The 21,510-nt window shown below is 47.9% G+C and carries 13 protein-coding genes; 8 read left to right on the plus strand and 5 right to left on the minus strand.

From position 1 onward, the window contains the following. Nucleotides 1-61: 61 nt before the first annotated feature. The 4 genes from V7S65_RS11990 to V7S65_RS12005 all read left to right on the plus strand — a co-directional run bounded on the left by V7S65_RS11990 (nucleotide 62) and on the right by V7S65_RS12005 (nucleotide 4,726). Nucleotides 62-1,456 carry a M48 family metallopeptidase gene (locus V7S65_RS11990; RefSeq protein WP_336386974.1) on the plus strand — a complete coding sequence of 465 codons (1,395 nt, stop codon included), beginning with the start codon at nucleotides 62-64 and terminating at the stop codon, nucleotides 1,454-1,456. A gap of 30 nt (nucleotides 1,457-1,486) precedes the next feature. Further along, complete coding sequence (locus V7S65_RS11995; protein WP_339545767.1) at nucleotides 1,487-3,055, plus strand: DUF6770 family protein; 1,569 nt, start codon at nucleotides 1,487-1,489, stop codon at nucleotides 3,053-3,055. Between the two features lie 131 nt (nucleotides 3,056-3,186). Continuing rightward, nucleotides 3,187-3,930, plus strand: a complete 744-nt coding sequence (locus V7S65_RS12000) for a hypothetical protein (RefSeq protein ID WP_336386972.1) — start codon at nucleotides 3,187-3,189, stop codon at nucleotides 3,928-3,930. Beyond that, nucleotides 3,908-4,726, plus strand: a complete 819-nt coding sequence (locus tag V7S65_RS12005) for an SUMF1/EgtB/PvdO family nonheme iron enzyme (protein WP_336386971.1) — start codon at nucleotides 3,908-3,910, stop codon at nucleotides 4,724-4,726. Before V7S65_RS12000 ends, V7S65_RS12005 begins: the two co-directional genes overlap by 23 nt. Here V7S65_RS12005 and V7S65_RS12010 read toward each other — a convergent pair whose 3' ends face one another. Next, nucleotides 4,727-6,553, minus strand: a complete 1,827-nt coding sequence (locus V7S65_RS12010) for a right-handed parallel beta-helix repeat-containing protein (RefSeq protein ID WP_336386970.1) — start codon at nucleotides 6,551-6,553, stop codon at nucleotides 4,727-4,729. Nucleotides 6,554-6,751: 198 nt separating this feature from the next. On the opposite strand from V7S65_RS12010, the gene V7S65_RS12015 reads away from it, so the two are divergent. Beyond that, nucleotides 6,752-8,074, plus strand: a complete 1,323-nt coding sequence (locus tag V7S65_RS12015) for a metal-dependent hydrolase family protein (protein ID WP_336386969.1) — start codon at nucleotides 6,752-6,754, stop codon at nucleotides 8,072-8,074. A gap of 2 nt (nucleotides 8,075-8,076) precedes the next feature. Here V7S65_RS12015 and V7S65_RS12020 read toward each other — a convergent pair whose 3' ends face one another. After that, complete coding sequence (locus V7S65_RS12020; RefSeq protein ID WP_079470118.1) at nucleotides 8,077-9,336, minus strand: NRAMP family divalent metal transporter; 1,260 nt, start codon at nucleotides 9,334-9,336, stop codon at nucleotides 8,077-8,079. Between the two features lie 159 nt (nucleotides 9,337-9,495). Here V7S65_RS12020 and V7S65_RS12025 point away from each other — a divergent pair, with 159 nt between their 5' ends. The 3 genes from V7S65_RS12025 to V7S65_RS12035 all read left to right on the plus strand — a co-directional run bounded on the left by V7S65_RS12025 (nucleotide 9,496) and on the right by V7S65_RS12035 (nucleotide 15,039). After that, nucleotides 9,496-9,885: a VOC family protein gene (locus V7S65_RS12025; protein WP_336386968.1), complete on the plus strand. Its 390-nt coding sequence runs from the start codon at nucleotides 9,496-9,498 to the stop codon at nucleotides 9,883-9,885. 497 nt (nucleotides 9,886-10,382) lie between these two features. Beyond that, the gene (locus V7S65_RS12030) at nucleotides 10,383-13,535 is read left to right on the plus strand and encodes a SusC/RagA family TonB-linked outer membrane protein (RefSeq protein WP_336386967.1); all 3,153 of its coding nucleotides are present in this window, start codon (nucleotides 10,383-10,385) and stop codon (nucleotides 13,533-13,535) included. 25 nt (nucleotides 13,536-13,560) lie between these two features. After that, complete coding sequence (locus V7S65_RS12035; RefSeq protein WP_111577487.1) at nucleotides 13,561-15,039, plus strand: RagB/SusD family nutrient uptake outer membrane protein; 1,479 nt, start codon at nucleotides 13,561-13,563, stop codon at nucleotides 15,037-15,039. Nucleotides 15,040-15,112: 73 nt separating this feature from the next. On the opposite strand, the gene V7S65_RS12040 is transcribed toward V7S65_RS12035, so the two are convergent. The 3 genes from V7S65_RS12040 to V7S65_RS12050 are packed head-to-tail and all read right to left on the minus strand — an operon-like array spanning nucleotide 15,113 to nucleotide 21,509. After that, a complete protein-coding gene (locus V7S65_RS12040) occupies nucleotides 15,113-17,266 on the minus strand; it encodes an IPT/TIG domain-containing protein (RefSeq protein WP_336386966.1) in 2,154 nt (717 codons plus the stop codon). Nucleotides 17,267-17,286: 20 nt separating this feature from the next. Next, a complete protein-coding gene (locus tag V7S65_RS12045; RefSeq protein ID WP_336386965.1) occupies nucleotides 17,287-20,523 on the minus strand; it encodes a TonB-dependent receptor in 3,237 nt (1,078 codons plus the stop codon). A 2-nt stretch (nucleotides 20,524-20,525) separates the two neighbouring features. Next, a complete protein-coding gene (locus V7S65_RS12050) occupies nucleotides 20,526-21,509 on the minus strand; it encodes a fasciclin domain-containing protein (protein ID WP_079470124.1) in 984 nt (327 codons plus the stop codon). Between the last annotated feature and the right edge of the window lies 1 nt (nucleotide 21,510).

A 21,510-nucleotide genomic window follows, 5' to 3' on the forward strand; every position in this document is an offset into this window, starting at 1 on the left:
AAACCTGCAGGAATTAGAAATAAATAGCTAATTTAGCAGCGCCTATAACGCTATGTCATATATGAGTATTCCCTGCTTCCGGCTCGCTGCGCGGATTTGTATTGTTTGCATTGCCTGTTTTATTTATTTCACCCCTACTGTGAGCGCACAGTTAAACGTATTCAGCCCCGCCAGCCCGGACGAACGCCTGCTAACCAGCCTGGAACAACAGTTTGAAGCCGGTTACAAAGCCAGGCTGGCTGCTTTCCCATCCAAATACAAAAAAGAATTCCAGGCTATTTACGATCAGCGCTGGGAAAATATCAAGTCCAAATTCGACAAAAAAGAAATCTATACGGCCACCGGTGCCAAACAATATCTTGATAAGTTATTACAGGAAATTGTACAGGCAAACCCGTTACTACAACATCAAAAAATATACTGCTACTTCTCAAGATCGGCCGTTCCCAATGCCAGCTATATCGGCGAAGGCATTATCCTGTTCAACATGGGCTTGTTTAAGCAACTGGAAAATGAGAGCCAGGCAGCTTTTGTATTGTGTCATGAACTGGCGCATTACTACCTGCAGCATAGTGAAAATGGCATTGCCCGTTATGTAAATACCATGAACGGGAAAGATATGCAGCAGGAGCTGCGTAAGATCAAAGCCACGGAATACGGCAAGCGGGAGCAACTGGAAAAACTGATCAGGGGCGTTACATTTAACAGCCGCCGGCACAGCCGGGACCATGAATCGCAGGCTGATTCTATGGGGCTGGTATTCCTGCAACGCACCCGCTTCAGCGTGAATGGCGCGTTAACTGTAATGGCCCTGCTGGATACGGTAGACGTAGATACGATGAATACCGCCGCCAGGTTACAACAACTATTCAACGCCAAAGCATATCCCTTCCGCAAAAGATGGACAGCCAAACGCGAAGGGCTACTCGGCGGACATGCACAGCTGGAAAAAGACCAGGAGATGGAAGATTCTCTCAAAACACATCCTGATTGCAAACAACGCATCAAGCTGCTGGAAGCAATGACAGGCGCCGGTCAAAGGAACAATACCGCGCTGAATATTATTGACAAAGCCACCTTTGATTCCCTGCGGCATGCTTTTAAATATGAAGTGATCAGTTATGCATTTGAAAACGACCAGTATTCGAGGAGCTTATATTATGCGATTTCCCTGTTACAGGAATATCCCGATGATCCTTTCCTGGTAACACATATCGGGAAAGTATTGAACAGTTGTTATGATGCACAGAAAGCGCATACGCTGGGGAAGCTCACCGACCTGCCAGCACCGGTTTACACCGATAATTACAATGTGCTGCTGCAGATGATCCAAAACCTGCACCTGGATGAATTCCCGGCCGTCAGCTTTTATTACCTGGAAGCATATCAGCCGAAACTGAATACCTATACCGCTTTTATGCGGGAGTTTAATAAATCGCGTCAGTTAATCCAATAATAAAAATTAACGCCCTAATACCTAAACATCATGTACAAAAAAATGTTCGCAGTAGTACTGCTCTTTCTCTCTGGCTGGTCTGCATTGCAGGCGCAGGGTAAGTTATCTATCGACAATGTGTATTCCGCTTATTTGCGTAACAGCGGTACCATTATGGAGAAGCAACAGATCAAAGGATACTTCTTCTTTTATCTGAGTGATAAAGTAGATAGAAAAACCAATGAGTATACTTTACAGATCCTGGACGAGAATCTCAATAAAGTAAAGGATATCAAGTTCGAGGATAACAAAAACGTGAATCTCCTGGAAGCCGCATACAATGGTAACAGTCTCTCTTTTCTTTTCCAGGATGAAAAGGAAAGAAAACTCACAATGAAGATATATTCTATGGAAGGTAAGCTGCTCCGTACCTATATCAATGAATACAGCCGTAAAACGGAGGAGTTCATGAAGATGTACAACAAAGACCGTGCAGACAATGAAGCTACCAACCAGCACGTATTTGATGTGGGAGAAAAAGGGTTTGTATCTGTAATGCCGGTGAAAGACGGAAAAGATTATACCTATGAAATGGATTTTTACGGATCCCAGAAAAAAGCTTACTGGAAGTACATCCCGGATGACAAAAACCGGTTTGCCGTGGCAGAATACCTGGGTAATACCGATAGTCTTATTATCCTGCAGGTACTGAGCAGAAGACGCCTGCTCAGCAATGCCATGAAACCACACCTGGTAGGTATCAACTTTATTACTAAAAAAGTGGCATTTGATCTTGAGGGAGATGAAGATGAAGACGAATACCGCATACTCCCTACCAGCATCAAACGTAAAAGCGATGGCACCTTCCTGGTAATGGGGCCTTATTGCGATAAGGATGCGAACCCGGTAAAGTCCGCCAGCAAAGGGCTTGCTGTTTATGAAATGAATACAGCAGGGAAAACTCTCTCCAGAAAATACAACAGCTGGGAAACTGATTTTGCCAAATACCTTCACACTTCCGGCAAAGGAAAAATAGATGAAATAGGTTATCTCTGTATTCATAACCTCATTCTCACAGCAGATGGTAAACTAACGGTAGTAGGCGAAGGCTATAAAAGGCAGGTTAGCGCCGGCGGTACAGCCCTGAAGGCATTAAGCATTGCAGCGGGAGGAGTTGATGCATTTAATGCTACAAAAATCACCATCACCGATATGGTGGTCATGACATTTGATGAACATTTTAATGTAACCGGCGCCCAGATATTTAATAAAACGAATAACGCCGCCGCTACCCCACCAGGTATAGATTATGTAAGTCAGCATATGATTGCACTGGCGCTCAAAAGCACTGGCGCTTTTGATTATGATTTTACTACCAGTGATGAAGATAACGAAACGTTCTCTATCTGTTACAGTGACTATGAAAGAACCGGTGATTACAAGGGCCAAACGTTCAATACCATCCATTATAACGGCAGTAAATTCAAGCAGGATAAGATCAAGTTAAAATCCAACGCCAGCAAGCTGAAAGTATTCCCCGCAAAGCCTGGATCTGTAATGATCCTGGAATATTTTAAGAAAGAAAAACGTATTGATGTGCACCTGGAAAAGATCAGTTAACAATACATTCATCTTAATGAAAAAGCAGCGAAGGTTTCTTCGCTGCTTTTTCATTATAGCAAGACCAGTTCTGCTGAATTGTTTGGCAAATACCCGCACCTGTTTTATCTTCCCTTAAATTTTTAATTTTCATGAAAAAGATTGTAGCAGTTCTCCTGTCAGTATTTGCTTACAGCGTTTGTTTTTCCCAGGAAGATGGAACATGGGTTGAGCCCAGCAAAGAAAGCCAGGCTTATCACGAATACCGCCTGAAAATAAGCAGACCTCCGGATGGATTGGGAAAAGTACTGGCCCTGATTGCCAAAGCCGGTCATGATGAAGACGAGAACACTTCTTTGCCCCAAAAGGAATACATGGCGTTATCTATGCGGGAAAAGCTTACTTATCACCTGATCCACGCAGAATCGTATAGCCAGAACTGTGATGCCATGCCACCGGTTCCGGATGAGCATAAAAAGATTTTCGCACAATTGCCGGACGCCTTCGGGGAATACAGCTGGAGCCAGCGTCAGCAGAATTTCATGAAGGCTAACCGCGACTCCGTCATTGCGTTAATGAGCGCTTCCATCCAGCGTAGTAACCGGGTTGGCGTTAACTATAAAAAGGCGATCATCGACATCAATGGCCGGGAAATGATTCCCTTGCTGATCAGCACCTATAACAGGGATCATAAGGATCATGATATCCTCACCCTGCTGATGATATTAATGAAGAATAATGAGTATGCGCCCTTCCTCTCCTCTGCTTCCTACAAAAAGCTGTACGCCGATGAAGGAACCAGTTACCAGGCATTCTTAAATTTCAATACCGCCAATGAAGCGTTGATCATTGAACGGGCTACTGCATTTTACAATGGGCTTCCTAAAAAAGGTTAGTATTGGGTTGCTGGTGCTGAGTGGCTATGCCAGCTCCGCGCAAACGCCGGGCGGATACGTATTGGTACCCGCCGGCACCTACCGCATAGGTGGGCCACAACATACGCTTAACCCGGAAAGACAAGCGAGGGTAGATAGTTTTAATATAGCCGTATATGAAACCACTAACCGGCAGTTTGCCGCGTTTGTGGCGGCCACCGGTTATATAACCGATGCAGAGCAACGGCACGATGCGCTGGTATTTGTACCGGGATTGCGGGAGTTTGAATGGAACAATGACTCCACCGCCTGCTGGCGTTTCCCCAATGGGGTGAGTGCCGGTGGCATTGAAAACAAAATGGAGCACCCGGTTACCTGTATCAGCTATAAAGACGCGCAGGCTTATTGCCACTGGGCAGGCGTAAGACTTCCAACGCTGGAAGAATGGGAAATTGCTTCACGTGCCGGCGCCCGCACCACTTATTTTTTTGGAGATAAAAAAGCGCTCATCGGCCGCTATGCCAATATCTGGCATGGGAAAGACCACCTGCAGGCTGATAGTTCAGACGGATATATGTATACAGCGCCTGTTGGCAGTTTCCAACCCAATGCCTGGGGGTTGTATGATATGTATGGCAACGTTTTTGAATTCTGTTCCGGTCATATAAAGCCCGGTGAAAGCCCAACCCTGGCCCATGCCCGCGGCGGCTCATGGTGGTGCAGCCAGCGCTCCTGTTCCTTCTTCAACTCCGTAGATATTGGGCGTGTTCACCAGCGGGCTTCTTTCAGCAACCAGGGTTTCCGGACGGTAAAATAATTATGGCTTCACTTCTACCGGCAAATCTGTTTTGATGGCTTTGGCCGTCATGCTTTGCAGCAATACAGCCGGTTTAAAAGGCACCTGCCACTCATTTCTATTCAGCTTTACGTCTTCACAGCCGGTGAGCCGGAAAGCAGGCCGTGGTGCGCCCTGTGGCAAATAGTCTTTCATCCAGGAAATACGGTTACGGGTAAACGATAAGTTGCCTGTGCTGCGGGCTGTTAACACCGGGTAATCGTAAACCCTGAATTCATTATCTTCTATGCGGATGTTATGATGCACCATATAGCCTTTCAACAGCTGGTGGTTTTCCGGCGCTATGGCAATCACATAATTATTATCGGGCGCCAGGTTATACCCGCAGCCTTCGAAGGTGTTGCCGGTGATCAGCACATCCTGTACCGGGCCGGATTCAAACCAGCTGGCGGCATCATCGGCGATGAGGATGGCGTGCATACCTGTTCTGTAAAACCGGTTATGTTCTATCACTACTTTTTTACGGGTGGTTACCAGCAGTCCTCTTGTATTCACGGCTTCAAACAGGCAATTCCGTATCGTCAGCGACGGTGTCCAGGTGATGTTTTCGAGGCAGTCGCCGGCAACAATCCCTTCCGGCAGATCCGTGCTGAGCGTCACTTCCATTTCCCTTTCACTGAGCATGCGCGCGGCGGCGATCCGTCCGTTTGCATATCCCTGTAACGTGGCAGCATGTACGAAACTGATACTGTCGCCCGCAAAGAAAGCCTGGAACCCATATGTCTGATGATGCATAAACCGCAGTTTCAGTACCCGTGGCGCCACTTTCTCCGCAATTACCAGGTGAGTGCCGTGTACATTCACCGGGTCGTCGTGCAGGCCCTTGAAATGCGAATCTGTAATGGTGATGTTTCCTTTGCAGCCGGAGAAGTGCATGCCATCTGCAAAAGCGGCCATTATGCGACCACTCTTTTCGCCTGGCATGATCTGTATATGGCTGTAGTGAAGATCTTCGGAGAACTGGGATACAATGCCGAGGCCATGCATGTAACGCATGTTGATATGCTCCAGCTGTACATTGCGGCAATGCTGAATAAAGGCGCCTACCTGGTCACGGATGCCATCCCTTATCGTAAGCACGTTGCCAGGCCCGCCTTTGAAGCCGGAGAAATCGCCGGTAAACTGTACGGTATTGGGAGCAATAGTGGTGGCCGTACTTTTTTTAAATGGCGCCCAGGAGGAATAAGTGTATACACCTTTGGCGGTATCCGCCAGCACTGCATGGAATATTTTCATGCCCCATTTGGGACCATACCATTCGAGGCGCTGATTAATAATAGCATACTTTGAAGCGGGGTGTACAGCCGCAACAACCATTTGCGGCGTAACCGTTTTCAGCGTCATTTCCGACATGGAAGGGCGTTCCATATCCACGGTCACATGGCGCATGGTGATGTTCTCACACTGGTCAAAAACCCAGGTGGTCATCTTTCCATGAAAAACAAACTCCGCTCCATTCCCTTCAATGGTAAGGTCTTTGAAGTTTTCAAAAAACAACCCGATGGTTTTTGTTTTCTCCGGCACTTCTGTTTCGCTGGAAGTGTTGGAAATAAAATATACTTTCTTCACGGCGCTGTCGGGGTAAAAATCATAACGGCCGGGCGCAAACTCCAATATGGCGCCGGGTTTGTTCTTACACGCTGCAATTGCCTGCTGTACCCGCGTAGTGGCATCTGTGAAGGTATTGGGTGCAAGACCAAAACTATTTACGTGTATCCGTTCCTGTGCGGCAGCGGTGAAAGTAAAAACGATTCCTGTGCAGGTAAATATCTTTCTGAAAATATTCATTTGCTGATGATGATAAAAATTCTTTACGTGGAATGATGATGATACTGTTTTGCTGCAAACGCATACTATTTTAAAGCCATTTTCTGCGCTGCTGCAGGCAAGAGGAAAGCTACTAAATATGCCGGTTATGAGGTAAATAATTTTCTGCTGCGCCAAACAAAAGTGGCGGAAAGGTGTTCATAAGGGAAAGGCATAATTATGAAAAAAGTATTGCTGTTTCTTTACTGCCTGCTTCCTTTGCCGATAAATGCACAGCAACAGGTGTTAATTAACAATGTGCAGCTGTTCAACGGGAAGGACAATAAAACCGAAACCGTTAATGTACTGATCACCGGCAATGTGATCACCCGCATTTCCAAAGATCCGGTTGCTACCAATAAAAGCATGATGGTGACCATCATCGACGGGCAACAGCGGTTCCTGATGCCGGGCATGATAGATGCCCACTGGCACAGCTTCATGTGCGCCAATACCATGACGGATATGATGATGGGCGAACAGAGCTTCCTGTTTATCCGGGCGGCCAGAGAATCGGAACAAACCCTGCTGAGAGGCTTTACCGCTGTAAGGGATCTGGCCGGGCCGGTATTTGGCATTAAGCGCGCTATTGACCAGGGTCTGCAGCCTGGTCCCCGGATTTATGCCAGCGGCGCCATGATTTCCCAGACTGCGGGACATGGCGATTTCCGTTTACCTACAGATCCTCCCCGTATGTCGGCCCGGGAAATATCCAGACCGGAAGCGCTGGGCGTAGGCATTATTGCCGACGGCAGTGATGAAGTGCTGGTAGCCACCCGTGAACAGCTGCGGCATGGCGCATCACAAATAAAACTCGCAGCAGGCGGCGGAGTTGCCTCTCTTTATGATCCGCTGGAAGCGACCCAGTATTCCGTGGAGGAAATGAAAGCGGCGGTGCAGGCGGCGGCCGACTGGGGCACCTATGTTACTGTGCACGCCTATACGACAGCAGCCATTAAGCGGGCCGTTGCTGCCGGTGTGAAGTGTATTGACCACGGGCACCTGATGGATGAGGAATGTGTGAAACTCCTGGCCGATAAAGGCATCTGGCTCAGCATGCAGCCGTTTGGTGGTCCCAACAGCAATACCTACAGCGATCCCAAACAGGCGGCAGACAGCAAAATGGTAGGAGAAGGTACGGATCACATCTACCAGTGGGCAAAAAAATATAAAGTAAAGCTGGCCTGGGGAACAGACATGCTTTTTAACCCTGCGGCAACAAAAAACCAGAATCAACAGGTAATCCGCATGAAAAACTGGTTCAGCAACTTCGAAATCCTTAAAATGATCACCAGTGATAATGCACAACTGCTGGCATTGTCCGGTCCGCGGAATCCTTACCCCGGTAAGCTTGGCGTACTGGAAGAAGGCGCGCTGGCAGATATGTTGCTGGTAGACGGCGACGTATTGAAAAACCTGGAGCTATTGGGCGATCCGGAGAAAAACCTCCTGCTTATCATTAAAGACGGGAAAATATTTAAGAACACCATTCCCCGTCCATGATATCAGAACAGGAACCAGATCATGGCCACTGCCGCGGCAGTCATCAGTAATAGTGTGAGTCCGCCGAGGATATTGGACAACTTTGAATTGGTATACTCTTTCATGATCTTTTTATTGTTGCCGATATGCATGATCATCGCAATCAATACCGGCGCCGTAAGGCCATAGGCAATGGCGGTATACAACAGCGCTTTAATGGGGCTCACCCCGAGAAAGTCGAGCGATAAACCTACGAGCAGGGAAAAGATAATAGATACATAAAACGGTTTGGCCTGGGAGAACTTCTTATCCAGCCCCGCCTTCCACCCGAGCGTTTCCGCGAGCATATACGACTGTGAACCCGCCAGCACCGGGATGGCCAGCAACCCCGTTCCTAATACACCCGTTGCAAAAATCAGGTAGGTAAGTTTTCCTGCCAGCGGTTCCAGCGCTTTGGCGGCCTGATCTACCGTATCTATCTCTCTCATACCAGCCGGAAATAATACGCTACCCGCAGTGAGGATGATGAAGAACATCACGATATTGGAAAACAACATCCCCGTGTTTACATCTGTCTTCATTTCACTCAGCACCCTTTTATCCACCACAATCCCTTTGCCGTTATGCGCCTGGTCTTCCGCTTCCATAGTCGTTTGCCAGAAAAAGAGATACGGTGAAATGGTAGTACCCAGTATTGCAACAATGATAGAGAAGAAATCTTTGTTATATTGAATGGTGGGGATGAAAGTATGTTTTGCTATATCGCCCCAGTTTTGTTTTATCATAAAGGGCACCACTATGTATAACAGCAGCGACATACAAAGCCATTTCAGGATCATGGCAATTTTTTTGTAAGAAAACCGGATGATCACATACATCATCACGGCGGTGATTCCCACACAAAAAACGGATACCGGTATTGCCGGGAAGACCATATGGCACACCGCTCCCATACCCTGGATATCCGCGCCTATATTCAGCGTAATAGCCGGAAAACTGAATAACAGCATGATGTAAAGTACCGGCCTGGGATAATTCTTTTTTAAGGTAACCGTTAAGCCCTCGCAGGTAACGAGCCCGATGCGGGCGCACATGCCCTGGATAGCCGCCATCAGCGGAAAAGTGAGCAACGACGTCCATAAAGTGGCCAACCCGAACTGTGCGCCTGCCTGCGAATAGGTAGCAATACCAGACGGATCGTCATCGCTGGCGCCGGTAATTAAGCCGGGACCCAGCTTTTTAAAAAACGAGATGGGTTTATTAGGGGCGTCCTGTTTATCCATGAACCTTGTCATTAATGGGTATATGGTAAGTTAATGGAAATCCGGGATATATAGCTTCCGGCGTCATCCATTGTTTTTACCAATCATGATGATCTGATAATACTATTTATTTAATTGATGACTTCATCCGACCTTTGCCCAGTTATAAAACATTTTCATATGGTCATTAACCGCTTAGATCATTTGGTGCTGACAGTAAAAGATATATCAGCCACCTGTCGTTTTTATGAAACAGTACTGGGCATGGAAGTGATCACCATTGGTGATGACCGTAAGGCACTGCGTTTCGGACACCAGAAAATAAACCTGCATGAAAAAGGCCGGGAAATAGATCCTAAAGCGCTTACTCCCACTATGGGATCGGCGGATCTGTGTTTTATTGCGGATACTGCAGTGGAGGAAATTTTAGTTGAGTTAACCGCGCTGAAAATAAATATCCTGGAAGGCGGGATTGTAGAAAGAACCGGCGCTACCGGCAAGATCCGCTCCATCTACTTCAGGGATCCCGACGGCAACCTGCTGGAGGTAAGTAATTATATTTCAAAATAAACATTCCGGGTAATATTGTTTTTATGCAAAAAACGGTATATTTTTATGCAGCTAATGAGAATCATCCTGTTTTGTTCAGCTTTGACCCGCTGTAACCGGACATGGACCCTATAACCAAAATTTGAACATGCTATAACTGACTTGTTTTTGCTAATCACGACGCTTAATTATTTTATCTAAATCTGTACTGTAGGCCCAACGACTGTAGCATAGCCAACTACATACTGGTTTTTATTAACCTTTTACACAGCAGATGTTGCGATGGACCCCGGTCCGTCCAGAGGTGGTATTTCTATCAACAACAAAATCTTTAATAATGTTACAAGCCTTTATGGGCTTATCTATTCTGTATATATACTTTAAACCAAAATCTGTATAACTATGAATAAAGCAGGCGTCTGCACCTTTCAAGACCCGATTACTTATTAGACCAAAATCTGACGCGTAGTCGCCTGCCCGCAACATTTTCTTATATATCTAAACCAAATTGAAACCGTATGAAAAAAGGTTTACTACTATGGCTTTTGCTGGCCATTGGTGTGGTGCATTCCTATGCCCAGACCCGAACGATTACTGGTAAGGTAACAGATGCACAGGACGGACAGGATCTGCCCGGTGTATCTGTAATTATCAAAGGCACCAAAACAGGTGTTGTATCAGGCGCCGATGGTAAGTTTTCCATCCAGGCGGATGCCAATACCATCTTATTATTCTCTTTTGTTGGCTATGAAACGAAAGAAGAGAAACCCGGTAACCGCCAAAACATCACTGTTGCTTTATCTGGCAGCAATAAAGTATTGAGTGAAATACTTGTAACCGGTTATGGAGAACTAAAAAGAAAAGATGTGACTTCCTCTGTGAGTCATGTGTCAGCCGGACTTGTTAATAACCGCCCTGCCACCAGCTTCGACCAGGCGTTAACAGGCCGTGCTGCCGGTGTAAACATCAGTACCAACTCCGGTGTGCTGGGTGATAACGTAAACATCCGCATCAGAGGTGTTAACTCCATTACCAACAGCTCTCAGCCATTGGTAATAGTAGACGGTATCCCGGTAAACTCTCTCAGTAACCTGAACGTTTTTAACAGTGGTAATGGTACGCGCTATAACCCGCTTGCAGACATCAACCCCAACGACATTGAATCGGTGGATGTGCTGAAGGATGCCGCTGCCAGTGCTTTGTACGGTTCCCGCGCTGCTGCCGGCGTAATTATCATTACTACCAAAAGAGGTAAAAACGGTACTATCAATGTAAACTATAACGGGTATGTGGGCGTGAGCAATGCGGTGAGATTACCTAAACTGCTGAATGGCGACGACTTCACTATTATCCAGAATGAGAAAGCAAAGAACGCTACTAAAACAGGCGGTGTTACTCCCATCCTGGCAAAAGATATCGATGTAAACGGCGATGGTAAACCAGACAGAACTGACTGGCTGGATGAAGTGTTCCGCACCGGTGTTATCCAGAATCACCAGTTATCACTTACCGGTGGTACGGAGAAAGCAAAATTTTATGCGTCCGGTGAATATGCTGATCAGCAGGGCATGGTGCTTGTGAACCGTTTACGCAGGGGTAGCATCCGTATGAACCTGGATGTTACGCCTAAAAAATGGCTGAAATCAGGTATCTCTTTATACAGTTCCAAATCACTGAACAACGGCGTATTGTCTGACGGATACCTCGCAGGCTCCACCTTCTCCGCTTACAACGCCATGCCAAATGTACCGGTGTATGACAAAAATGGTAACCTGTATATCAAGTCCAGCAACGGGGATCTGGCGGATGGTAATAACATCACTACCAATAAACTGAACCGCTTCTTCCACCCGCTGTCCAACTTACAATTCGGAAGAAATGATAATACTGCCACCCGCGTATTATCCAGCGCTTACGTGGAAATTGAGCCGATCGCCGGTTTGAAAATAACTTCCCGGTTTGGCGTTGACCTGGTGCAGAACTTTGAAGACCAATACAGCGGCCCGTTACAGGCAGGTTTGGGATTGGGCAACAATGGCCTGGTACAGGAAAATCTCTTCAGACAAAACCTGTGGAACTGGTCTAACTTCGCCACCTACACAAAAGCAATTAACAACCTGCATTTCATCAGCGCTACCATAGGTCAGGAATCCCAACATACAGAACAGAAACAATTATACACCGGACAGGGTAACCTGGCAGATTCTTATTTTAAAGAAATCTATGACGGTTTATTTGCCGGTTCTGATAACAGCTATACCGGTGGCGGCAGGGTTGCCAACTCGTTTGAGTCTTACTTCGGTAAAGTAGGTTATAACTACGGATCAAAATACTATTTTGATGCGACCCTGAGAGCGGATGCTTATTCCGACTTTGGTTCCAATAACCGTCGTGGTTATTTCCCTGGTGTATCTGTAGGATGGAGAATTTCTGAAGAAGGCTTCTTTAAAGATAATATTTCTGTGATCAACGATCTGAAGTTCAGGGCCAGCTATGGTATGGTGGGTAACTCCAACATCCGGGCATACGCATTCCGTTCCCTGTATGGCGGCGGACAGTATGGTGATGTCAACGGATTTGGCGTTGCACAGATCGGTGACCCTAACCTCCAATGGGAAAAATCAAAGAAACTGGATATAGGCGTGGACGTTACCCTGCTGAAAAACAGGATCACTTTTGTGGCAGATTACTTCCACAGTAATATCGACCACCTGATCCTGGATGCGCCCATACTGGCTACCGTTGGTACTCCCTGGGATCCTGTTACAGGTGCGGTGGGTTCCATCCTCACTACCAACATTGGTACCATGTGGAACAAAGGACTGGAACTGACCTTAAATACCCAGAACATTTCCACCAGGGACTTTACCTGGAATTCCAGCATCAACTTCACCATTATTAAAAACAGGGTGACTGCTACTGCCGACGGATCTGATATCATCAAAGGAAACAACCGGGTTAGCGTTGGCAAAACCCTCGGCGTGTTCAAACTCATCGAATGGGGTGGCGTAAACCCGGATAATGGTAATCCAATGTACTACAACGCCAAAGGCGAACTGGTGATGTACAACTTAGATCCCAATGTACCTACTGCCAGAAAATGGACCTCTCCTGACGGCACCAAACCAATGAGCGCTGTTACTGCCTCTGATGCGCAATACCAGGAAAAATCCGGCTACCCTACCTGGTATGGCGGTTTCAATAACACCTTCAGCTACAAAGGCATTGACCTGAGCATCCTGCTGCAGTACAGCGGTGGCAACTATGTATACAATTCTACCAGGGCTGCCCTGATGAGCAACTATTTCCAGAACAACCTGGAAGATATCAAAAACAGATGGACTCCTGAAAATAAAAACACGGATGTTCCCAAACTGGTACTCTCCGATGCTCCAACCAACCAGGCATCTACCCGCTGGATGGAAAAAGGCGATTTCCTGAGAGCGCGTGAAATCAGCCTCGGTTATACTTTCCCTGGTATCAAGGAAAAAATCGGTTTGAACAGCCTGCGTTTATATGCCCTCGTGCAGAATGCCTTTATCATTACCAAATATAAAGGCGCCGATCCTGAAATCAATACCAACCGTGACAGCAATATCAACTACGGAACAGATAACAGGGGTATGCCTTTACCAAGAATATTCATGCTGGGCTTAAATGTTGGATTCTAATTGTTAGCGATTAAAAAACTGAATTATGGAATTAAAATATAAACCGAACTCCCGGAAAAAAACAAGCATTGGTTTGGCCATCGGCGCAGTAGCGATCGCATCTACGATGCTGTTTTCCTGCTCCAAAGTAAATGACCAGATCCCCTTTTCCAAACTAACGCCGGATGAGGCATTCAGCACACCGGAAAGGATTGAAAAGTCGGCCATTGGTATGTATGATGCCCTGCAGAATGGAGAGTTCCTGGGTGGCCGCGTACTGATCTACTCGGACGTAAGATCGGTGGATGTAAATATCTCCTCCTACTTTGGCAACGTACCTACCTTCAATATGCTTTCCAACAACGTGTATGCGTTCAACTGCTGGTCAGGTGGATACCGGACTATTTTTGAAAGCAATTATTTTTCACAGAACCTCAAGGATCATGAAAGCGTAGTTGGCGCAGAAGTGGCAGCAGGCTATTACGCAGAGGCCAAATTTATCCGTGCGCTCACGTACTTCTTCCTGGTAAATACCTACGCACAAACCTATACTTTCCAGCCAGATGCCGGGCATATGGGCGTACCCCTGATACTCACTGCTGCAAAGGATGGTGGCGAAGCCATTGATCCGAAGAATAAAGTTCCCCGCAACACCGTGAAGGAAGTTTATGACCAGATGATAAAAGACCTCACTGAAGCCGCAGCCGTATTGCCTGTAAGCACCGGGGATGATTACAATGACCGCAGCCGTGCTACCAAAGGCGCCGCCCATGCACTGCTGTCCCGGATCTACCTGTATGAAGGCAACTGGGCCAAAGCCCGTGACTATGCAGATAGCGTGCTCCTGTCGTCCTATGGATATGACCTGGATGCCACTCCTGCTGATGTATGGTCTTCCGGAAATTACCAGGCTTCCCTGGAACGCATTTTTTCCGTAGCCATGAGCTCCGGCGATAACCCCAATACCAATAACGCCATCGGCCAGCATTACGGCAGTTCAGGCAGGGGAGATATCACCATCAGCCAGACCTACCTGACGCTCCCCAATTTCGATCGTTTCACCGATCTGCGGGCGAAACCACTGTTTACTTATGCCATCAGTGGCGGCGATACCACCGCATTTTATACCAAGAAGTTTTTTGGCGCCAGCACCGTAGATGCCTGGGTACCTGTTGTACGCCTGGCAGAAATTATGCTCACCAAGGCAGAAGCATTAGCGAGGTTAACTCCCGGCGCTGCTAACCCGGAAGCCATCACCCTGCTGAATGCCATCAGAACAAGAGCGAAGGCAAAAGTACTGGCGCCGTTAACGCAGGCGGAGCTAATCAACGATATCCTTCTGGAACGCAGAATAGAACTGGCTTTCGAAGGGCATGGCGAATTCGACTTCCTGAGAACACACCGTGCAATCCCCGCGCACGGCGGTATTGACGCACAGGAGTGGAATGACGATGCCGTAGTTTTCCCACTGCCAAATGCAGAAGTGGAACGTAATCCAAACATGAAACAGAATCCTGGTTACTAAGCCGCAACGCTTATTCATAACAAAGGGGCTGGCCAGTAATCTGGCCAGCCCCTTTGTCTTCTTTCTAAAAAAATTATTGTAAGATAATTTTCCTTACTGCTTTCCCAAACCGTTCTACTACATAAATATTTCCTTCTTTATCTGTGCAAATACCATTGATGTTGTTGTAAGTAGCCTGGTTTAATGTTCCGTCGTCGTTGCCTGCTATAGGATTGCTGCCACCTTTCCAACCGGTGATCCGCGTAACCTGGTCGTTGGCGATTAACCGGATGGCATTGTTATCTGCCACATATATTTCGCCGGTTACCGCATTGCGGGCCAGGCCGGTAATGCCACTGAACTGTGCCCCGGTAAGCGAGCCATCGTTATAGCCGAACTGGTTGCCGGCATACAGCGTTTTAACGCCGCCTGCAATTTTGGAAACAAACGGGTTGTCCCAGTCGCCACCGAAAAACAAAGCTCCACTGTTATCCACTACCATTGTACCCGGTGCGCTCTGGTATACACTTGGCGCCAGCGCACTGGCATTGCCGGCACCATCGAGGCGGTATACACCGGAGTATTGCGCGCCTATGTAAACCGTACCATTTTTATCGATGCCCAAACCAATGGGCGTAAATGATACACGGGCGATTGTTGCTACAGCACCGGCCGGTGTAATTTTGCGGATGCTTCTATTGTTCTGATCACATACGTAGAGGTTATCCTGCGCGTCCATTACGCAGGCTACCGGGTAATTGAATGCCGCGGCCGTTCCGTTGCCATCTGCATTCCCGGTGGAGCCATCTGTTTTCCCTGCGAAAATGCTCACGGTTCCGGTGGTGGTTACTTTCTTTATCACGTTCAGATCAAGTACGAATATATTGCCGCGGGAATCTACTGCTACACCTTTCGGTTCGGTAAAAACAGTTTGCGACGGACCACCCACAATGGTGATCACGCCTGCCCTGCGGAATACCGGACCTGTGGCATCCAGTGCGCCCACTTTTACTTTCAGCGCGCCGGTGCTTACCCCAACGGGCACCACTACACGAAGCGTGCTGTCCGTGGCCGTAGTTACCGATACCACTACTCCATTAAAGCTAACAATGTTCTCCGCCGCATTGGCGCTGAAACCGAGTCCTTTCACGATCACCTCCGTACCTGCGAGACCGTTATCCGGTATCAGCTGTAAAATGCCCAGCGACTGCTCTTTAAACAACGGTCCTTCCGTCTGCTGTCCGTTTACAACGAGCTGCATTTTCCCGGCGCCTGCTCCGGCAGGTACTTTTACGCTTATACTTTTATCGGCGGCTGCAGTAACAACGCCGGTGTGCCCGTTGAAGGACACCGTTACCTCATCGGTGAAGGTGCTGAAGTAATCGCCTGCGATGTCCACTGTAGCGCCAGCCGGCGCGCTCAATGGCGTTACCGTTCTGATCACTGGTTTGGGCAGCACGGTAAATACCTGGCCAATTGTTTTCTGCCCGTTGATGCTTACTGCTACCGGTCCTGTAGCTACGCCTTCCGGCGCTGTTACCACCAGCTTACCGGCGGTGGCGCTTATTACCGTAGCTGCTTTACCATTAAAGGTTACGTTGTTGCCGGTAGCCAGCGTATTAAAGCCTTCCCCGTTAATGGTTACCGCCGTACCGCTACCACCCTTCAGCGGCTTGATGCTGCTGATAAACTGGAACGTAAAATCGGGGCCACTCACTTCTTTTCCATCTACCATTACCACTACCTTACCGGTACCTGCGCCTTCCGGCACAGCTGCTACCAGCAATGTATCAGACGCACCGGTGATCAGCGCTTCCTTTCCGTTGATGGTTACCTTTGCCGGCGCTTCCATGCTGCTGAAGCCGGCGCCACGGATAGAAATATTCGTACCTGCGGGACCGTTAGCCGGACTGATACCATGTAAACTCAAAGCCTGGTAAGTGTAGGCACCCAGTTCCATTTTACGGTCGCCGGATTTTACGGAAAGCGGACCCGTACTGCCATTGTCCGGCGCCAGTACTATCAGCACAGAATCGCGTGCATCCAGTACCCTGGCCTCCGTGCCGTTAAAGCTTACCAGTACTTCTTTATTAAGTCCTTGCCCCTGCAGGGTAACAATGGTACCTGCATTTCCACTATTGGGCCAGAACGTTTTTACATTCATGGCCACCGTGTTATTATCTCTATCTTTCTTGCAGCCTGCTGCCAGTAACAACATTACCGACAGCAGGTATAAAGCATATTTCATTGTCAGATGATTAACATTGATTAAAAAGAGTACCGTAATCCCAGCTGCACCTGTGCCCTGGAGTTGAGGAAATCAACTGAGTATGGCTTGCCCGGGTTTTCGAAGGTATACACCGGGTATCCGCCCGGGTTTTGCCCTGCCGGGAATACCGGTGTTAAGCCGGTGCTGGCAGTGGAGTTAAATGTATTGGGAGAGAAATATACCTTGCCCCAGTTGCTGTTGACCAGGTGCGTTAGATTCACTACGTCTGCAGTAAAAGTGATGAACTGCTTTCCGCCGAAATGATACTCCTGTGCAAAGTGCAGATCGGCCTGCACATTCCACGGCGTGCGGCCGGCATTACGCTCTGTGAACTGCCCGCGGCGGCTGCGCAGGTATTTATCCCCATCTATATGAGCATTAAAAGCAGCCGCCTGCTGTTCCGCAGAAATGCCTTTATCGCGGAAGTAGTTGATCGCTTCATCTACATACGGAATGTACAATAAGCTCACCTGCTGTGGTAATCCCTGGATGCTGTTGTTCACCACACCATAGGTAAACGGGCTGCCGGATTGCGCAGTAGCAAATATTGTAATAGTACTCACCCAGCTGTTGCTCCATGCTTTATGATAAGTAACGTTGCCGACTATACGGTGACGTACATCAAAGTTGGACCATGCCAATCCCGGGTTGTTGGGACTCAGCGCCTGGTTCAACTGCCAGTTGCTTTCCATAGAGTTGCGGATACCGTTGGAGATATCTTTGGAACCTCCATAAGTATAAGCCAGTGACGCCTGGATACCTGAAGGGAAGCTGCGGTTCACGCTACCGGTAAAGCTGTAGCGGTAGCCTTTCTTTGTATTGCTTAACAGGTAGGCGTTGGAAAAATGCGGATCTGTGGTGCCGCTGTAAATGGGTTGCTGCCGGTCTTTATCATAAGGGTAATATTTCGGATCATCTTTGATGTTCACCTGCTGAAACAGCACATCCTTCAGTGTTTTGGTGTACATCGCTTCCACCGTGTATTTAAATCCTGCCGGGCTCACATAATCCAATCCTACGCTGCTGCGCCATACCTGCGGCATCACGAAGTTATTGTCAATCACATCTACCTGTGTTTTGCCTGCATTCCGGTTATTCATCTGTGCGCCGTTCTGCTCAATGAACTGTGCAATACCGTTGGGATTTGGTTGCAGCGGATCGCTGCCGGGTACAAATACTTTTGTATCTGCCTTCTGATCAAAGGAGCCGTAGTTGATGCCATTATTATAATATGCGTAGGCGATCCAGGCGAAAGGAATGCGGCCGGTGAACAGGCCGGTACCACCGCGGAGGATAAGGCTTTGATCGTTTTTCCAGTCGTAGCGGAAGCCGAGCCGTGGCGACAGTTGCACTTTACCCAGGTAGCCGTTGTTGATACGGTTAAGCGGCGTATAGGCGTAGGTGTTACCAAAAGATCCATCGGTGTATGCGTTCTGTGTTTTATCGCTCAGTGCAGGTTTCTCCGGCAGCCAGGTATAATCGGCGCGTATACCGGGGATCACTTTCAGTTTGTCTGTTACCTGTATTTCATCCTGTGCGTATACGCTATGCATGTATACATTAAACTGTGCTTCCGGATGTGCGAGGATATATTCGCGGCTGTTGTTGGTATAGTTGTAACTACCGCGAACGCGGTAAGGATTGTTGTTCAGATAGTCTTCAATGCTGAGGTAATCCACTCTCCCGTTCCAGCTGTTAACAAAGCCATAGTCGATATGATACAGTTCATTGTGCGTACCAAGTAACACGGTATGTTTTCCTTTTCTGAAGGTAAGGTTATCAGAGATTTCGATGGTACGTTGTTTCATATCAAAGATGCTCGCCTCACGATCGGTACCGAGGTAGATGGTGGTACCGGGTGTGCGGCCGGCGATCTGCACCTGTGGCAGCGATGGATCTGAACCGGGGTTACGCTTGTCGTGTACCAGGCTGAAACCGGCGATGAAGCTGTTGGACCAGCGGTTGTTGAACCTCGACTTTATTTCCATCACGGTAGAACTCTGGTTATTGACCTGTTGATAGGCCATGCTGCTGAACCGGAAATCCTGTTGATCCCGGTCCATGTTCATAGCTTTCGACAGAATGGTATTATTGCGGAAGGAGAGCTGGTGTTTATCGTTGATGTTCCAGTCGATGCGGTTAAAGAATTTTTGCGAGCGGGAGTACGCCGTATAATTACCGGCGGTACCCGGATCGAAGGCGTTGCCATAGCGGCTCAGCGTGGCGTTGCGGATATCGTCTGCATCTTTCACGGTGAGGATCTGCGCCGTTTCCGGTTGACCCACCAGCAGCTGCGCAGGGTCCTGGCGGGAGGTTATTTCTTCATTGGTAAAAAAGAACAGTTTATTTTTTATGATAGGGAATCCGATCCGGGCACCTGCCTGGTAATCATAGAAGTCGCTGTTTATTTTGCCGTTGGGACCTTTGCCGGTGAGGGCAGCATTACGGCCAAAGCCATACACCGAGCCGGTTACCGTATTGGTACCACTGCGTGTAACAGCATTGATACTACCGCCGGTGAAGTTCCCGATCTTCACATCGAAGGGGGCCAGGTATACCTGCATGTCTTCAATAGCATCCAGCGATACCGCGTTGGTGCGGGTACTGGATCCGGGCATACCGGAGCTGCCGGTGATGCCTCCTGCGGAGGGGCTGAAGCCAATGGCATCGTTATTAATGGCGCCATCGATGGTTACGTTGTTATAGCGGAAGTTGGTACCGGCAAAGGAATTATCGCGGCTGCTCTGCGGAACCATTTTGGTCATGTCCTGCAGGCTGCGGGAGATGGTGGGCATGTTTGCCAGTTGTGTGCGGCTGATGTTTTGTCCTGCGCCGGTGGTATTGGCGGAAGCGGCTTTTTTTGTGCCTTTGATGGTTACCGCAGCAAGATCTTTACCGGCAACAGCCATTACCACGTTGAGTTGCAGGGGTTCACCGAGGCGAACGTTCAGTTGTTCCCTTTTCTGCGGCTGCATGCCCATCATGGTAATGCTTACGGAGTAAGGGCCGCCGATACGCAGGCCCGGCAAATAGTAGCGGCCATCGGCGGTGGTGATTACGCCATACTTTGTACCGGAGGGCTCATGTATGGCCAGTACGGTAACACCGATAAGCGGTTCATTTTTATCGTTGGTGATCTTTCCGCTCAGCGTACCGTTTGTTTCCTGCGCGTATAACAGGCGGCTGGTTGCCAGCAGCACGGTGAGCAAATAAGCTATGTATAAAATTTTCTTCATCACTACTGATTTTCTTTTAATACCTGGTCTATGATGTGGAGTACCCCGTTGCCGGCCATGAGATTTTCTCTTTTCACCTCTGCCGGTACTTTGTTGCCGGCTCCCTTTATGGTGATGCCTATGTATTTCACACCTGTATCATCTTTTACGAGTGAAATGCCTACGTTATTACCGTTTTGCATCGCTTGTTCCGTTTGATCGGAACTGCCGGTGGTAAGGATATAATCGTAGATAAATTTCCGGCCTGCAAACAGGTGGTATTCCAACAGATCGCGTAATGTTTTTGCATCTGTTTTATTGATACTGTCTACAGAAGGAAATCCTGCGTTGCGGAATGCCGAATTGGAAGGCGCAAAAAAAGTATAGGTGGCACTACCGGAGATCCCTGTTTTCATACCTGCCTGTTGCAATGCTACGTTTAGAAAAGTAAGACTGGTATCTGTAGCAATCGCATCTGACAGCGTTTGATATACCAATGGTTGCAACACATTATCAAGTACCTGTATCATACCGTTACTGGCGGGCAGGTTGTACGCGAGGACGGGGCTGCCATTAATCGTCAGTACGGTATCTTCGCCTTTGATCCAGTGTGTAACAAACATTTTTGCGCCGGTAATCGCCGATATTTCCTGATTAAACTGATAAGGCAGTTTATTCAACTCCCAGGTACCGTTTATAATGTGATAGGACACCAGGTTATTGAGAATGACTGCACTTTGGGTTAGTACCTGTTGGTTAGTTGCATACCCGGCTTTTGCAAATGCGTTGTTATCCGGCACCATCACCGTATAAGGCCCCGCTTGCGCCAGCATGTTACGGTAACCGGTTCTGCCCAATGCGGTATTAAAGGAAGAGAAGTTAAATTTATTATCGTCGATGATGTAGGTGAGGCGATTGATTTCATCCGGACCTGCTGTGTTATCTTTATCCTTTGTACAGGCTGACAATAACAGTATCAGCAAACCTGTATAAGTGAATTTTTTCATT

It is taken from the genome of Chitinophaga sp. CCNWYY40 (assembly GCF_037483205.1).
Taxonomy (GTDB): Bacteria; Bacteroidota; Bacteroidia; order Chitinophagales; family Chitinophagaceae; genus Chitinophaga; species Chitinophaga ginsengisegetis.

Excerpts from the sequence above, each read along its gene's own strand:
- V7S65_RS11990 (WP_336386974.1), top strand. The coding sequence starts at position 62 with ATGAGTATTCCCTGCTTCCGGCTCGCTGCGCGGATTTGTATTGTTTGC.
- V7S65_RS11995 (WP_339545767.1), top strand. The coding sequence starts at position 1,487 with ATGTACAAAAAAATGTTCGCAGTAGTACTGCTCTTTCTCTCTGGCTGG.
- V7S65_RS12000 (WP_336386972.1), top strand. The coding sequence starts at position 3,187 with ATGAAAAAGATTGTAGCAGTTCTCCTGTCAGTATTTGCTTACAGCGTT.
- V7S65_RS12005 (WP_336386971.1), top strand. The coding sequence starts at position 3,908 with ATGGGCTTCCTAAAAAAGGTTAGTATTGGGTTGCTGGTGCTGAGTGGC.
- V7S65_RS12010 (WP_336386970.1), bottom strand. The coding sequence starts at position 6,553 with ATGAATATTTTCAGAAAGATATTTACCTGCACAGGAATCGTTTTTACT.
- V7S65_RS12015 (WP_336386969.1), top strand. The coding sequence starts at position 6,752 with ATGAAAAAAGTATTGCTGTTTCTTTACTGCCTGCTTCCTTTGCCGATA.
- V7S65_RS12020 (WP_079470118.1), bottom strand. The coding sequence starts at position 9,336 with ATGGATAAACAGGACGCCCCTAATAAACCCATCTCGTTTTTTAAAAAG.
- V7S65_RS12025 (WP_336386968.1), top strand. The coding sequence starts at position 9,496 with ATGGTCATTAACCGCTTAGATCATTTGGTGCTGACAGTAAAAGATATA.
- V7S65_RS12030 (WP_336386967.1), top strand. The coding sequence starts at position 10,383 with ATGAAAAAAGGTTTACTACTATGGCTTTTGCTGGCCATTGGTGTGGTG.
- V7S65_RS12035 (WP_111577487.1), top strand. The coding sequence starts at position 13,561 with ATGGAATTAAAATATAAACCGAACTCCCGGAAAAAAACAAGCATTGGT.
- V7S65_RS12040 (WP_336386966.1), bottom strand. The coding sequence starts at position 17,266 with ATGAAATATGCTTTATACCTGCTGTCGGTAATGTTGTTACTGGCAGCA.
- V7S65_RS12045 (WP_336386965.1), bottom strand. The coding sequence starts at position 20,523 with ATGAAGAAAATTTTATACATAGCTTATTTGCTCACCGTGCTGCTGGCA.
- V7S65_RS12050 (WP_079470124.1), bottom strand. The coding sequence starts at position 21,509 with ATGAAAAAATTCACTTATACAGGTTTGCTGATACTGTTATTGTCAGCC.